The following is a 13,328-nucleotide window of genomic DNA, read 5'->3' as shown; positions in this document are numbered from 1 at the left end:
TACGCCACGGCATGTCGCATTCGGTCTTGCTTACCGCTTTCCCTTACGGTCATTATTCTCCCGATAGAAATGAGAAAAACGACCATAAGGTCGGACCAGCAGAGTGAGGAACTCAACATGTCAAACGAACTGGAATATCTGAGCCGGCGCGTTGCGTCCGGCAAGCTGAGCCGTCGCGATTTTCTCGGCCGGGCAGCAGCGCTTGGCGTCACCGCAACCATCGCCAATTCGCTGCTATCCAGCGCTTCCCGCGCGGCGGGTCCGGTCAAGGGCGGCACGCTCAAGGCCGGCCTGGTCGGTGGCGAGTCCACCAACAGCCTCGATCCGGCGCTGTTTATGACGCAGGTGCCGTTCGCCTTCGGCAAGATGTGGGGCGAACTGATCGTCGAACTGTCTCCCGAAGGCAAGCTCGAGAACCGCATCGCCGAGGAGATCGGCTCGTCGGACGACGCCAAGACCTGGACGCTGAAGATCCGCGATGGCGTCGAGTTCCACAACGGCAAGAAGGTGACCGCAGAGGACGTGGCCGCCACCCTCGAACGCCATTCGGACGAGAAGTCAAAGTCCGGTGCGCTCGGTTATATGAAAGGCATCGAGAGCATCAAGGCCAGCGGCAAGGAAGTAGTGCTGACGCTGAAGGAGCCGAATGCCGACCTGCCCTACCTGCTTAGCGACTATCACCTGATCATTCAGCCGAATGGCGGCAAGGACAAGGCCGATGCCGGCATCTCGGCGGGTCCTTACAAGGTCACCACCAACGAGCCCGGCGTGCGCCATGGCGGCGAGCGCTTCGCCAATTATTGGCAGGGCGACAAGATGGGCCATGCCGACCAGATAGAGATCATCGTCATCAACGACGCCACGGCGCGCACGGCCGCCCTGCAGGGCGGCCAGGTCCACATGATCAACCGCGTCGAGCCGAAGATCGTCGATCTGATCAAGCGCGTGCCCGGCGTCACCATCCGCAACCATTCGGGACCCGGCCACTACGTCTTCATCATGCACTGCAACACCGCGCCGTTCGACAACAACGATTTGCGGATGGCGTTGAAGCTGGCGATCGACCGCGAGGAGATGCTGAACAAGGTGCTGCGTGGCTATGGCTCGCTCGGCAACGACTTCCCGATCAATGCATCGTACCCGCTATTCACCGAAATCGAGCAGCGCAAATACGATCCCGACAAGGCCAAGTTCCACTACAAGAAGTCGGGCCATGACGGTGCCGTCCTGCTCCGGACGTCGGACGTCGCCTTCCCCGGTGCCGTCGATGCTGCACAGCTGTTCCAGCAGAGTGCTGCCAAGGCCGGCATCACGCTGGAGATCAAGCGCGAGCCGGGCGACGGCTATTGGTCGGAAGTCTGGAACAAGCAGCCCTTCTGCGCCTCCTACTGGGGCGGCCGGTCGACGCAGGACCAGATGTACTCGACTGCCTATCTGTCGACGGCCGACTGGAACGACACACGGTTCAAGCGTCCGGATTTCGACAAGATGGTGCTGGCGGCTCGCGCCGAGCTCGACGAGGCCAAGCGCAAGGCAATGTACCACGACATGGCTGTGATGGTGCGCGACGAGGGCGGCCTGATCCTGCCGATGTTCAATCAGTTTATCGACGCGACGGGCGCCAAGGTTGCCGGGTGGGTGGATGATCCGCATCAGGAGTTGATGAACGGATATGCTCTGGCGAAGTGCTGGCTCGAAGCCTGAGCCCGGCCTTGCGGATATGTCCTCACCCATCGTGAAACTGGTGGCCCAGCGCATTGCGCTGGGCATTCTGCTGCTGTTGGCCGTTTCGGTCCTGATCTTCGCCGGCACCCAGATCCTGCCCGGCGACGTCGCGCAAGCCATCCTAGGACAGTCGGCGACACCGGAGTCGCTCGCCAATCTGCGCGAGCAGCTCGGCCTCAATGATCCCGCTTACATCCGTTATTTTCGCTGGCTCGGCGGCATTCTGACCGGTGATCTCGGCACGGCGATGTCGAGCGGTCAGGATATCGCAACCTCTATCAAGGGAAGGCTGTGGAACACGCTGTTCCTCGCCTTCTGGGCGGCGGTCGTCGCGGTGCCGCTGGCGATCATCCTCGGGCTGATCGCGGTGCGCTACCGCAATGGCTGGGTCGACAAGCTGATCTCGGGACTGGCGCTGGCCTCGACGTCCTTCCCGGAATTCTTCGTCGGCTATGTGCTCGTCTTTTTCTTCGCGGTGCAACATCAATGGTTTCCCGCCATTTCCACTGTCTATGACGGGATGCCTTTCGGCGAACGCATTCAGGCCATCGCACTGCCGGCGGCGGCGCTGACCCTGGTGGTGCTAGCCCATATGATGCGCATGACGCGCGCCGCGATCCTCAATGTCATGCAGTCGGCCTATGTCGAAACCGCCGAACTCAAGGGGCTTTCGGCCTTCGCGGTCATCCGCAGGCATGCCTTCCCCAATGCCATTGCGCCGATCATCAACGTCGTGATGCTCAATCTCGCTTACCTGATCGTCGGCGTCGTCGTGGTCGAAGTTATCTTTGTCTATCCAGGCATGGGCCAATACCTCGTCGACCACGTCACCAAGCGTGACGTGCCGGTGGTGCAGGCGGTCGGGCTGATCTTCGCCGCCGTCTACATCAGCCTGAACATCATCGCGGACATAGCGGCGATCATCGCCAATCCGCGCCTCAGACATCCGAAATGAGGGGGGCGGGTATGCTCGTCATCAAACGCATCCCCATCCCGGCATTGGTCGGCATCGTGCTGACGGCGCTGTTCGTGCTGGCAGCAATTTTTGCGCCGTGGATCGCGCCGCATGGCAATGCCGAGATCGTCAGCGACGTCCCTTGGGAACCGATGTCGGCGGCGCATTGGCTGGGCACCGACAATCTCGGCCGCGATCTGTTGTCGCGCATGATCTACGGCGCCCGAATCACCCTGTTCATCGCGGTGCTGGCGACCGCGCTGTCGTTCTCGCTCGGTGCCATCCTCGGCTTCTCGGCCGCGGTGTTCGGCGGCTGGTTCGACACGCTTCTGTCGCGTCTCGTCGATCTCCTGATGTCGATCCCGACATTGATCATGGCCCTTGTCGTGCTGTCGGTGCTGCCATCCAATCTGGTGACGCTGATCCTGGTCATGGGCGTTCTGGATTCGACCCGCGTCTACCGCCTGTCGAGGGCGGTCGCCGTCGACATCAACGTCATGGATTATGTCGAGGCGGCCAAATTGCGCGGCGAAGGCAGCGGCTGGATCATCTTCCGCGAGATCCTGCCCAATGCGCTGTCGCCGCTGGTTTCGGAACTCGGCCTGCGCTTCATCTATGCCGTACTGTTCCTGTCGACGCTGTCCTTCCTCGGCCTTGGCGTGCAGCCGCCTAGCGCCGATTGGGGCGGCATGGTCAAGGAAAACAAGGACGGCATCGTCTTCGGCATAGGCGCCGCCCTCATTCCGGCGGCGGCGATCGCAGCGCTGGCGATTTCCGTCAATCTCGTCGCCGACTGGGTGCTCAACCGCACGACAAGCCTGAAGGGAGGACGCGGGTAATGGCTGACAAGCAACCGAAGCCCGGGCAACCGAAGCCCGGGCAACCGAAGTCCGGCGTGCTGCTCGACATTCGCAATCTGCGCATCGAGGCCACGGTATACCCGCCGGGTGAGGCGCCGAAGAACATCGTGCTGGTGCACGATGTCTCGCTGACGCTGGAGAAGGGCAAGGTGCTTGGCCTGATCGGCGAGTCCGGCGCCGGCAAATCGACCATCGGCCTGTCGTCGATGGGCTACGGCCGCGGCGGCGTGCGCATCACCGGCGGCGAGGTCATCCTCAATGGCCGCGACATCCTGAAGGGCGGCAACGAAGGATTTCGCAAATTGCGCGGCCGCGAGGTCTGCTATGTCGCGCAATCGGCGGCAGCCGCCTTCAATCCGGCGCACAGGCTGATGGACCAGGTGGTCGAGGCAGCACTCCTGCACGGCACGGCGACGCGGGCCGAAGCCGAAAAGCGCGCCGTGGCGCTGTTCAAGAAGCTCAGCCTGCCGAACCCCGAAAGCATCGGCGAGCGCTTCCCCCACCAGGTCTCGGGCGGTCAGCTGCAGCGCGTGATGACGGCAATGGCGCTGTGCTCGGAACCCGACCTGATCGTCTTCGACGAGCCGACCACGGCGCTCGACGTGACGACGCAGATCGACGTCTTGGCGGCGATCAAGGATGCCATCCGCGACACGCATGTCGCGGCGCTCTACATCACTCACGACCTTGCCGTCGTCGCCCAGGTCTCGGACGAGATCATGGTGCTGCGCCACGGCCGGCTGGTCGAATGGGGCGGCACCCGCCAGATCATCAAGGAGCCGCGCCAGGAATACACCAACGCGCTGGTTTCGGTGCATGAGATCGAACACCAGGAGCAGAAGCCTGGCACGAGCCCGTTCCTGTCGGTCAAGAACATCACCGCCGCCTATGGCCGCAGTCACATCAAGGTGCTGAAGAACGTCTCGATCGATATTTTCCCCGGCCAGACGCTGGCGGTGGTCGGCGAGTCCGGCTCCGGCAAATCGACACTGGCGCGCGCCATCACCGGCCTCTTGCCGCCCGAACAAGGCACCGTCACCTTCGACGGACGGCCGCTCGCCAACCGGCTTGCCGACCGGCCGAAAGAGGATCTTCGCCAACTGCAGATGATCTACCAGATGGCCGACGTGGCGATGAACCCGCGCCAGACGGTCGGCACCATCATCGGCCGGCCGCTGGAATTCTATTTCGGTCTGCGCGGAAGGCAACGTGACGCCCGTGTCGCGGAACTGCTCGACAAGATCGAAATGGGCAAAGGCTATGTCGACCGCTATCCGGCCGAGCTTTCGGGCGGCCAGAAGCAGCGCGTCTGCATCGCCCGCTCGCTCGCCGCAAAGCCGAAGCTGATCATCTGCGACGAGGTGACCTCGGCGCTCGATCCGCTGGTCGCCCACGGCATACTGGAGCTGCTCCTCGGGCTGCAGAAAGAGGAAAACGTCGCCTATCTGTTCATCACCCACGACCTGGCCACGGTCAAGTCGATCGCCGATTCAATCGCCGTGATGTATCGCGGCGAAGTGGTGCGCTACGGCGCCAAGAGCACCGTGCTGACGCCACCCTTCGATGCCTACACCGATCTTTTGCTATCGTCGGTGCCAGAAATGGAGATCGGCTGGCTAGAGAAAGCGATCAAGGGACGGCGCATGGCCAGCGCGGGGAACTAGCGGGCCGCCCTTTGCGCCCGACGATCCTGTCCGGGCGTGGATTGAACGGCAGGCCCGCCCTGACTTTTCCGATTAAGCCGCATGGAGGCGCCCTTGGCGCTCAACACAAAACTATTGCTCATCATCCTCGACGGCGTGCCTTACCGGAACTGGCGACGGCTGATGGGCAATCTCGAAGGCTGGGTGCAATCAGGCGAAGCCCGCGTGTGGAAGATGCGCTCCGTGCTGCCGTCGACCTCGGCATCCTGCTATGCCTCGATCCACACCGGCGTGCCGCCTCAAGTGCACGGCATCCTGTCGAACGAGAACCGGTTTCGCGTCGAACAGCCGGACATCTTTTCCGAAGTCAGCAGGGCCGGCGGCAAGACCGGTGCGGTCACCCACTCCTACTGGTCCGAATTCTTTCGGGCCTATCCGTTCGACCTGGTCGAGGACATGGAGTTCGACCAGCCGGGCAGGCCGATCAGCCATGGCCGGTTCCACACCATGACCGGCTACAATGCCAGGAACCAGATGACGCCGAGCGACGTCGACCTGTTCGCGACGTTGACCATGCTGACCAGGCGCTACGGCATCGACTACGGCATCCTGCACAGCTGCACGCTGGACTCGATGGGCCACCGCTTCGGCCATGACTGCCACGAGATGGATCATGCCGTCTATGCAATGGACGCCATGCTCGCCGGCTTTCTGCCGCGCTGGCGGGAAGCCGGCTACGAGGTGATCGTCACCGCCGATCATGGCCAGACCGATCGCGGCCATCATGGCGGCCACGACGAGGAGATGCAGGATTTCGCACTTTACTACTTCGGATCCGGCGAGGGTCCGGAAGCCAATACGCTGCTCGATCAGCTGCAGCTCGCGCCGACGGTGCTTGTGCGCCTCGGCGTGCCGGTGCCGGCGACGATGAAGGCCGAGCCATTCCTGAGCTGAGCGCGCGCCCTCTTCTCCCTCTGGCAACGCTCCCGCTCTTCAGTTAGCCTCCGCAAATATACGGGCGGATGCGGTGAACCTTTTTGGGCCGATCAGCGACAGAGCAGGCAGGAGCCAGGCGGCTCGACCGGCGATGACGGCCGCGGAGACCGATCGCGCGCTTGTCGAGCGGGTCGCGAAAGGTGACCGTGCCGCCGTGCGGCTCCTGTTCATGCGCCACCACGCGCGGGTCTACCGCTTCGTGGCACGCCAGACGGGATCGGAACTGATGGCCGACGATATCGCGAACGAGGTGTTCCTCGAACTCTGGCGGCAGGCACCGGCCTTCGAGGGGCGCTCGGAGGTCTCGACATGGCTGCTCGGCATTGCCCGCTTCAAGGCGCTGTCCCTGCTGCGCAAGAAGAAGGAAGACTGGATCGACGACGATGACGCGGCCCGGGTCGCCGACGGCGCCGACACGCCGGAAGTCGTGACGATGAAGGAAGACAAGGCCGCCGCCTTGCGACGCTTTATCGATGCCATGCCGGAAGAGCACCGCACGGTGATCGACCTTGCCTATTATCACGGGCAATCGGTGAGCGAGATCGGCGAGGTACTCGGCATCCCGGTCGCAACGGTCAAGACCAGGATGTTCTACGCCCGCAAGAAACTCGGCGAAGCCCTCAAGGCCGCCGGTTACGACAGGGGGTGGCCATGAGCGCCGCTGAAAAAATGTCACGCCGCGACGAAATGGAAATGCTGCTGCCGTTTTATCTGAACGGCTCGCTGGAGGGCACCGAGCTCGAAGCCATCGAGGAATGGCTGGCGAGCGATCCGGCGGCGATGGCCGCACTAGGCGAGGCCGAGGCCGAATTCTCCGGCACCGCTGCCGCAAACGAGGCAATCCGCCCGCCGGCCGATGCGCTCAGCCGCTTTGCCAAGGCGCTCGACGCCGAGGCCGGCCCGTCCCGCGCGCCTGCGGCATCGTCCTGGCTGGCGCAAGCCTGGAGCCGCTTCATGGCGGTGCCGGTCGGCGTCGCCTGGGCCGCGGCCGCGGTGCTGCTGGCCCTAGTCGTCGCGCAATCCTTTGTGCAGACCGGCAACAGAGGTGGCGATTTCGAGATTGCCGGATCGGAAGACGACCTGGCCAAAATGCCGTTTGCACTTGTGAAGTTCAAACCGGATGCGAAGCTGTCCGACATCATCGCTTTTCTCGACCAGAGCCAATTGAAGATCGCCGGCGGGCCGACCGCCGACGGTGTCTTCCGCCTCGGCGTTCCGGCCAAGACCGCCGCCGACTATCAGAAGCTGCTTGGCCTTATTGCCGCCCAGCCTTTCACCGAAGCTGCGCTGGAGGGAAGGAAACCGGCTGATGGCGGCTAAGGCGGTCATTCGATTGACGGCAGCGATGACAATCTTCGCCGCGTCCGCAATGGCGCAGACCAATGACCCGAACCTCACCCAGGCTGAGATCGACTGCCTGAACCGGGGAAATGCTGCCAACGCCGACTGCGCCAAGGATGGCGGCGCCGTGAAGGATGGCGGCAAAGCGCTGGCTCCTGGAATAACGGGCGCGGTGTTTCTTCCGGACTTGATTGTCGACCTGTTCCCCAATCCTGCCGTAGTCACCGAGGCGCCTATACCTCCTGGCAATACTGCAACCCCACCCGCCGTCGCGCCGGCAATACAGGCTGCCGCGCCGGGCGGTCCGGTCGTAGCACCCACCGATCTTGTCGCAACCGAGCCGCCGCGCGCCGTGATCGGCGATTTCGTGCCCGACGAGGTGCTGGTCACGGTCAATGGCGATGCCGGCGCGGTCCAGCAGATCGCGGCCTCGTTCGGCCTCGAGATACGCTCGCAGCGGCAGTCGCGGCTGCTCGGCAACACGCTGGTGCGCTTCGGCATTCCCGATGGCCGCCCGGTCGGCGTCGTGCTGGCGCAACTTGCCGCCGACGGCCGTACTTTGCGGCGTGAGGCCAACCATGTCTACTCGCTGCAGCAGGCGGCCAGCATCGTCAATTATGCGTTCGAGCGCATTGCGCTCGATGCCGACAAAGCCAGCGGCGAGAATGTGCGCGTCGGCGTCATCGACACCGGCATCGATGACGGCAATCCGGCGCTCTCCGGCGTCATCGCCGGGCAGTTCGATGCCATGCCCGACGTGCCGATCAAGGCGCGCGACCACGGCACTTCGGTCGATGGACTGATTGCCGGCACCGGCGCGTTCAAAGGCATGGCGCCGGGTGCCAGGATCTATCACGCCCGCGCCTTCGAGGGCGGCAAGTCGACCATGGACGTCATCCTTTCGGCGCTCGACTGGGCGGCGGAGCAGGATGTCCGCATCATCAATATGAGCTTCGTCGGTCCGAAGAACGACCTGCTCGGCATCGCCTGCCGCAATGCGCGCGCGTTTGGCATCGTGCTGGTTGCGGCCGCCGGCAATAACGGACCGAAGGCGCCCTATGGTTATCCGGCCGCCTTCGACGGCGTGATGGCGGTGACGGCCACCGATGCCAAGGACGGGCTGATGCCGCAGGCCAATCGCGGCGCCTATGTCTTCATCTCCGCTCCCGGCGTCGAGATGGTGGCGCCGAGCGGCGCCGGCTCGGACGTGGTGACCGGGACGTCCTTCGCCGCAGCGATCGTGACCGGCGCCGTCGCCAACCTGTTCCATGCCGCACCCGACCGTTCGGCCGACTGGGTCGAGAAAGCACTTGCCGCCACCGCCAGGGATCTCGGCCCCAAGGGGCGGGACAATGATTTCGGCTTTGGCCTGCTGAATACCAAGGCGGCCGAGGCGGCGAAGGAATAGCCCGCTCAAGTCGCGTTTTGCTGAGGACGTAGCAGAAAATAGAATGCGGCGATGTGCGTTATCATCAGCAGCGGTACGTAGATGATCGGGATCGCGTAGGTGGCGCCCAGTTCGCCTGCGCGTGCAGGAAGGCCGATCTGGACGGCATGGTAATAGTCGACGATGAGGTCGACCGTCCCTGCGACATTGAAGGCGACGACCAACGGCCAGAAGAGCGGGCGTATCCTCACCGTGAGCAGCGCCAGCATGGCCAGCACGCCAGTCGCGAAATCGCCGTAGGCGGCGAATACGGCGAAGTCGGTGGGCAGATTGGGGCTTACGACACCTGGAACCATGAAGACGAGCCCGAAGAAGCGGAAGCTGTGCAGCGTAGCGATGGCGCGTTGCGCCGCGACCCGGTCCATCGACCTGAGCCACGGCAAACCGTACGCGCCGAAGCAAAGCAGCCACGCGACATAGCCGAGAGCAAGATGGGTTTGGAACACCATTTCCGTGGACATTTGGCCTTCTCTCAACAGTTGATTCACGCGGCTTTAAGCCCGCTACCGCAATTCGACTATCCGGTGTAATCACAACAACCTATGAAGCAGAACTACACAGTCCGACATGGTGCGCTGGAGGGCGTCGAGGCGTTCCTGGCCGTCGCCAGGCGCCTCAGTTTCCGCCGTGCCGCCGCCGATCTCGGCGTGACGCCATCCGCCGTGAGCCAGACGGTGCGCGCGCTGGAAGCCCGCCTGGGCACGGCGCTGTTCGTCCGCACGACGCGGAGCGTTGGTTTAACCGAGCCTGGCCAGCGGTTCCTCGACCGTGCCGGCCCGGCGTTCGAAGAGCTTGTCGCGGCCGGCGAGGCCGCCCGCGATATCGGCCAGCGGCCGACCGGTCTGCTGCGCCTGTCTGTGCCCCGCGCTATCGTGCCGCTGATGTTGGAGCCGCTGATCGCGTCGTTCTGCCAAGCCTATCCTGAGATCGAACTGGAGATCGCCGTGAGCGACCAGATGGTCGATCTCGCGACCGGCGGGTTCGATGCCGGCATCCGCCTCGGCCAGCTCATCGCCGCCGACATGGTCGCGGTGCGGCTGACAGCGCCGTTCTCGTTCGTGGTCGTCGGCAGCCCTGACTATTTTGAGCGCCACGGCCGTCCCGAGCGTGTCGACGACTTGCGCCACCACGCCTGCTTACGCTTGCGCCGCTCGAATGGCAGCATCGCGCCCTGGTCGTTCATCGACGGCAACGGCGCGATCGAAGCGGTCGTCTCAGGCCCGCTGATCGCGCACGACTATTCGACGTTGGTCGGGGCTGCGATGCGGGGCGTCGGGCTGGCGCAGACACCGCGACCACTCGCCGAAGGTCTGATAGCCGAAGGAAAACTCCAGTCGGTGCTGGACAGCGTCGCCACGACGACGCCGGGTGTCTTCCTTTATCATCCCGGCAAGCGCCAAGTCCTGCCGAAGCTGCGCGCCTTCATCGATCACCTCAAATCCGCGGCCTGAGACCAGGACGCACCCGCTGGTGCTGGCCAACAGCCGCCAAGAGTCGACCTCGGCCGTTCAGAGTGATTGCCTCTAGGCCGGCGCGCCGGCGACCGATCCCCTGACCACCAGGTCGACCGGCCAGACTTCGCCGCGAGCGCCCTCCTCCAGGCCGGAAATCCGCGCCGCCAGCCGTTCGGCGATGCGCGCGCCGGCGAGGCGGATCGACGAACGCGTCGTCGACAGCGGCACCGAAAAATTTTCCGGCTTCAGCCAGGGAAAGACGTCGTCATGGGCGATCAGCGACAGGTCGCCCGGAATGGTCAGGCCGAGATCGCGCACCGCGCGCACCACGCCGAGCGCCATGATCAGGCTGGAGCAGGCGATCGCCGTCGGCGCGTCACTTTGTTCCAGCAAGCGCCGGGCGGCGCGGTAGCCGTTCTCCTCGGTCATGGTGAGCGAACAGACATGCTGATCACGAAGCACCAGGCCGCTCGCCGCAAGCGCGCGGCGCACGCCGCGCTCGCGATGGATGGCGAAGGTCTCGCGATCGTCGCCGTTGATCAGCGCCAGACGCCTATGACCGAGCTGAACGAGTAGCCGCGCCGCCTCGTGGAAGGCGCCCTCATTGTCGATGTCGGTGAACGGATAGTCGAAATCGAAGCCTTCGCTGCGGCCATGGACGATGAAAGGAATGCCGAGCGTATTGACCAGCGCCACCCGCCGGTCGGCCGGCCTCGGCGACGAGATATAGACCGCGTCGACCTGCCGGTTGGCGACAATGCGGCGGTACGTCGTCTCCTGGTCGTCGGCATCGGCCGGTGACAGCACCAGGTCGAGCTCGTGCGAACGCGCATAGTCGCCGAGGCCGGACAGGAACTCGACGAAATGCGGGTCGATGTCGACGGTCGTCCCCGTCGGCAGAACATAGCCGATCATGCCGGTCTTGCCGGTCGCCAGCCGACGGGCGCTCGGATTGGGGCGATAGCCGTGACGCTTGGCGGCATCGACCACCCGCCGGCGCGTTTCCTCGTTGACTTCGGGGTAGCCGTTCAATGCGCGGCTCACCGTAGTCTGCGAAAGCGCCAGCATGTGGGAGAGCTGCTTGAGGTTCACCGGAGGCCTCCAAACCTCAAAGCGCTTTTAATCTGAATCGAGCTGGCCGCTACGAACCGCGTTGCCGAGCGCACTGACCATACGCACGGTTCGGACCGGTTTGAAGCCGAATTTGCTGCTGCACCGCCAGAAAACTGTGCTGCAGCGCACTTTTGCCGGCACTCGGCCGCAGAAATTAAATCGATTAGTCTGGCTTTCTCTTGACTCCGGATCAATTCAGTGGCGTGATCAAAATCACCAAAGCGCTTTGGAAGACTCTACGAAAGGTTGCAGTTCCTTTCCGACTGAGTCACAGTCCTGCAGCGCCGGCGGACGGAATGGAGGTTTCGTTCGGTGTTTGTCACCACTGGGAGGGAATACCGATGAAGAAAATGCTTCTGCTGGGCGCTGCGTTTGCCACGCTTGCGCTCGCCATGCCGGCGCAAGCCGAATTGAAGTTCAAGCCGGGCGAAGATCCCCGTTTCAACTGGGCGAACTACGAAGAGCTCAAGAAAGTCGACCTCAAGGGCGAGACGCTGACGATCTTCGGACCGTGGCGCGGCGAGGACGAAGGGCTTATCCGCACCGTCCTCGATTACTTCTCCGAAGCCACCGGCGCCGAGATCAAGTACTCCTCGTCGGAGAATTACGAGCAGCAGATCGTCATCGACACGCAGGCCGGCAGCCCGCCCAACATTGCCGTGCTGCCGCAGCCGGGCCTGATCCAGGATCTGGCATCGAAGGGCCTTTTGACGCCGCTCGGCGACGACACGGCCAACTGGGTCAAGGACAATTACGGCGCCGGCCAATCCTGGGTCGACCTCGGCACGTTCAAGGACAAGGACGGCAAGCCCGGCTTCTTCGCCTTTCCGTATAAGGCCGACGTGAAGTCGCTGGTCTGGTACTCGCCGGACAATTTCGAGGAAGCGGGCTACAAGGTGCCGAAGACGCAGGAAGAGCTTGCCGAGCTCGAAAAGAAGATCATCGGCGACGGCGGCACGCCATGGTGCATCGGGCTTGGTTCGGGCGGCGCCACCGGCTGGCCGGCGACCGACTGGGTCGAAGACATCATGCTGCGCACCCAGACGCCCGAGACCTACGACAAATGGGTGAAGAACGAAATTCCGTTCAACGATCCGGCAGTGGTCAACGCCATCGACATTTTCGGCAAGATCGCGACCGACGACAAGATGGTCGAGGGCGGCGCCAAGGCGGTTGCGGCGACCGATTTCCGTGACAGCCCGAAGGGCCTCTTCTCGGTGCCGCCGAAATGCTATCTGCACCACCAGGCATCGTTCATCCCGACCTTCTTCCCGCAAGGCACCAAGATCGGCGAGGATGCCGACTTCTTCTATTACCCGCCCTACGCCTCCAAGCCCGAGCTCGGCACTCCGGTGCTCGGCGCCGGCACGCTGGCCATGATCACTAAAGATAGCAAGAGTGCCCGCGCGTTCATCGAATTCCTGAAGCTGCCGCTCGCTCATGAGATCTGGATGGCACAGGGCGGCTTCGTGACGCCGTTCAAGTCGGTCAACAAGGACGCCTATGCTAGCGACGCGCTGAAGAAGCAGGGCGAGATCCTGGCCAACGCCTCGACCTTCCGCTTCGACGGGTCCGACCTGATGCCGGGCAAGATCGGCGCCGGTGCGTTCTGGACCGGCATGATCGACCTGGTCGGCGGCAAGTCCGCCCAGGACGTCGCCACTGACATCCAGAAAAGCTGGGACGCGATCAAGTAAGCGGCCGGCTTGAGTTCCCAATGTGATGTGGTGGGGGGGGGGGACCGGCCGGGCCCGCCCCCCGGGGGGGGGGGGCGGGGCGGGTGGGGTGGGGGAC

12 protein-coding genes are annotated in these 13,328 nt (G+C 63.8%); 10 read left to right on the top strand and 2 right to left on the bottom strand.

What is annotated here, in order from left to right; all coding sequences use genetic code 11:
* Nucleotides 1-117 precede the first annotated feature (117 nt).
* From NKI67_RS27835 to NKI67_RS27800, 8 genes are all read left to right on the top strand, one after another.
* Nucleotides 118-1,704 (top strand): ABC transporter substrate-binding protein, encoded by a 1,587-nt coding sequence (locus NKI67_RS27835; RefSeq protein ID WP_023676219.1) that lies wholly within the window; start codon nt 118-120, stop codon nt 1,702-1,704.
* 16 nt (nt 1,705-1,720) lie between these two features.
* Nucleotides 1,721-2,680: an ABC transporter permease gene (locus NKI67_RS27830; RefSeq protein WP_023676218.1), complete on the top strand. Its 960-nt coding sequence runs from the start codon at nt 1,721-1,723 to the stop codon at nt 2,678-2,680.
* Nucleotides 2,681-2,691: 11 nt separating this feature from the next.
* Nucleotides 2,692-3,519 (top strand): ABC transporter permease, encoded by an 828-nt coding sequence (locus tag NKI67_RS27825; protein ID WP_023676217.1) that lies wholly within the window; start codon nt 2,692-2,694, stop codon nt 3,517-3,519.
* Nucleotides 3,519-5,204, top strand: coding sequence for an ABC transporter ATP-binding protein (locus tag NKI67_RS27820; protein ID WP_023676216.1), 1,686 nt, complete (start codon nt 3,519-3,521; stop codon nt 5,202-5,204). The genes NKI67_RS27825 and NKI67_RS27820 overlap by 1 nt, the downstream gene beginning before the upstream one ends.
* A 93-nt stretch (nt 5,205-5,297) precedes the next feature.
* A complete protein-coding gene (locus NKI67_RS27815) occupies nt 5,298-6,137 on the top strand; it encodes an alkaline phosphatase family protein (protein WP_084641081.1) in 840 nt (279 codons plus the stop codon).
* A 133-nt stretch (nt 6,138-6,270) separates the two neighbouring features.
* Nucleotides 6,271-6,834, top strand: a complete 564-nt coding sequence (locus NKI67_RS27810) for a sigma-70 family RNA polymerase sigma factor (protein ID WP_023676214.1) — start codon at nt 6,271-6,273, stop codon at nt 6,832-6,834.
* Nucleotides 6,831-7,499: an anti-sigma factor gene (locus tag NKI67_RS27805; RefSeq protein WP_352647940.1), complete on the top strand. Its 669-nt coding sequence runs from the start codon at nt 6,831-6,833 to the stop codon at nt 7,497-7,499. Before NKI67_RS27810 ends, NKI67_RS27805 begins: the two co-directional genes overlap by 4 nt.
* Nucleotides 7,489-8,928, top strand: a complete 1,440-nt coding sequence (locus NKI67_RS27800; protein WP_023680216.1) for a S8 family serine peptidase — start codon at nt 7,489-7,491, stop codon at nt 8,926-8,928. The genes NKI67_RS27805 and NKI67_RS27800 overlap by 11 nt, the downstream gene beginning before the upstream one ends.
* Before the next feature lie 5 nt (nt 8,929-8,933).
* Here NKI67_RS27800 and NKI67_RS27795 read toward each other — a convergent pair whose 3' ends face one another.
* Entirely contained in the window at nt 8,934-9,428 is a 495-nt protein-coding gene (locus NKI67_RS27795) for a DUF8737 domain-containing protein (protein ID WP_023680217.1), read from the bottom strand.
* A gap of 81 nt (nt 9,429-9,509) precedes the next feature.
* Here NKI67_RS27795 and NKI67_RS27790 point away from each other — a divergent pair, with 81 nt between their 5' ends.
* Complete coding sequence (locus NKI67_RS27790; RefSeq protein WP_023680218.1) at nt 9,510-10,418, top strand: LysR family transcriptional regulator; 909 nt, start codon at nt 9,510-9,512, stop codon at nt 10,416-10,418.
* A 72-nt stretch (nt 10,419-10,490) separates the two neighbouring features.
* On the opposite strand, the gene NKI67_RS27785 is transcribed toward NKI67_RS27790, so the two are convergent.
* The gene (locus NKI67_RS27785) at nt 10,491-11,513 is read right to left on the bottom strand and encodes a substrate-binding domain-containing protein (RefSeq protein ID WP_031213013.1); all 1,023 of its coding nucleotides are present in this window, start codon (nt 11,511-11,513) and stop codon (nt 10,491-10,493) included.
* Between the two features lie 362 nt (nt 11,514-11,875).
* On the opposite strand from NKI67_RS27785, the gene NKI67_RS27780 reads away from it, so the two are divergent.
* Nucleotides 11,876-13,231 (top strand): ABC transporter substrate-binding protein, encoded by a 1,356-nt coding sequence (locus NKI67_RS27780; RefSeq protein ID WP_023680220.1) that lies wholly within the window; start codon nt 11,876-11,878, stop codon nt 13,229-13,231.
* Nucleotides 13,232-13,328: the final 97 nt, after the last annotated feature.

This window comes from Mesorhizobium sp. M0408 (assembly GCF_040321495.1).
Taxonomy (GTDB): Bacteria; Pseudomonadota; Alphaproteobacteria; order Rhizobiales; family Rhizobiaceae; genus Mesorhizobium.
This window is presented reverse-complemented; position numbering and strand designations above follow the sequence as displayed.

Excerpts from the sequence above, each read along its gene's own strand:
- NKI67_RS27830 (WP_023676218.1), top strand. The coding sequence starts at position 1,721 with ATGTCCTCACCCATCGTGAAACTGGTGGCCCAGCGCATTGCGCTGGGC.
- NKI67_RS27835 (WP_023676219.1), top strand. The coding sequence starts at position 118 with ATGTCAAACGAACTGGAATATCTGAGCCGGCGCGTTGCGTCCGGCAAG.
- NKI67_RS27800 (WP_023680216.1), top strand. The coding sequence starts at position 7,489 with ATGGCGGCTAAGGCGGTCATTCGATTGACGGCAGCGATGACAATCTTC.
- NKI67_RS27820 (WP_023676216.1), top strand. The coding sequence starts at position 3,519 with ATGGCTGACAAGCAACCGAAGCCCGGGCAACCGAAGCCCGGGCAACCG.
- NKI67_RS27790 (WP_023680218.1), top strand. The coding sequence starts at position 9,510 with ATGAAGCAGAACTACACAGTCCGACATGGTGCGCTGGAGGGCGTCGAG.
- NKI67_RS27825 (WP_023676217.1), top strand. The coding sequence starts at position 2,692 with ATGCTCGTCATCAAACGCATCCCCATCCCGGCATTGGTCGGCATCGTG.
- NKI67_RS27795 (WP_023680217.1), bottom strand. The coding sequence starts at position 9,428 with ATGTCCACGGAAATGGTGTTCCAAACCCATCTTGCTCTCGGCTATGTC.
- NKI67_RS27810 (WP_023676214.1), top strand. The coding sequence starts at position 6,271 with ATGACGGCCGCGGAGACCGATCGCGCGCTTGTCGAGCGGGTCGCGAAA.
- NKI67_RS27805 (WP_352647940.1), top strand. The coding sequence starts at position 6,831 with ATGAGCGCCGCTGAAAAAATGTCACGCCGCGACGAAATGGAAATGCTG.
- NKI67_RS27780 (WP_023680220.1), top strand. The coding sequence starts at position 11,876 with ATGAAGAAAATGCTTCTGCTGGGCGCTGCGTTTGCCACGCTTGCGCTC.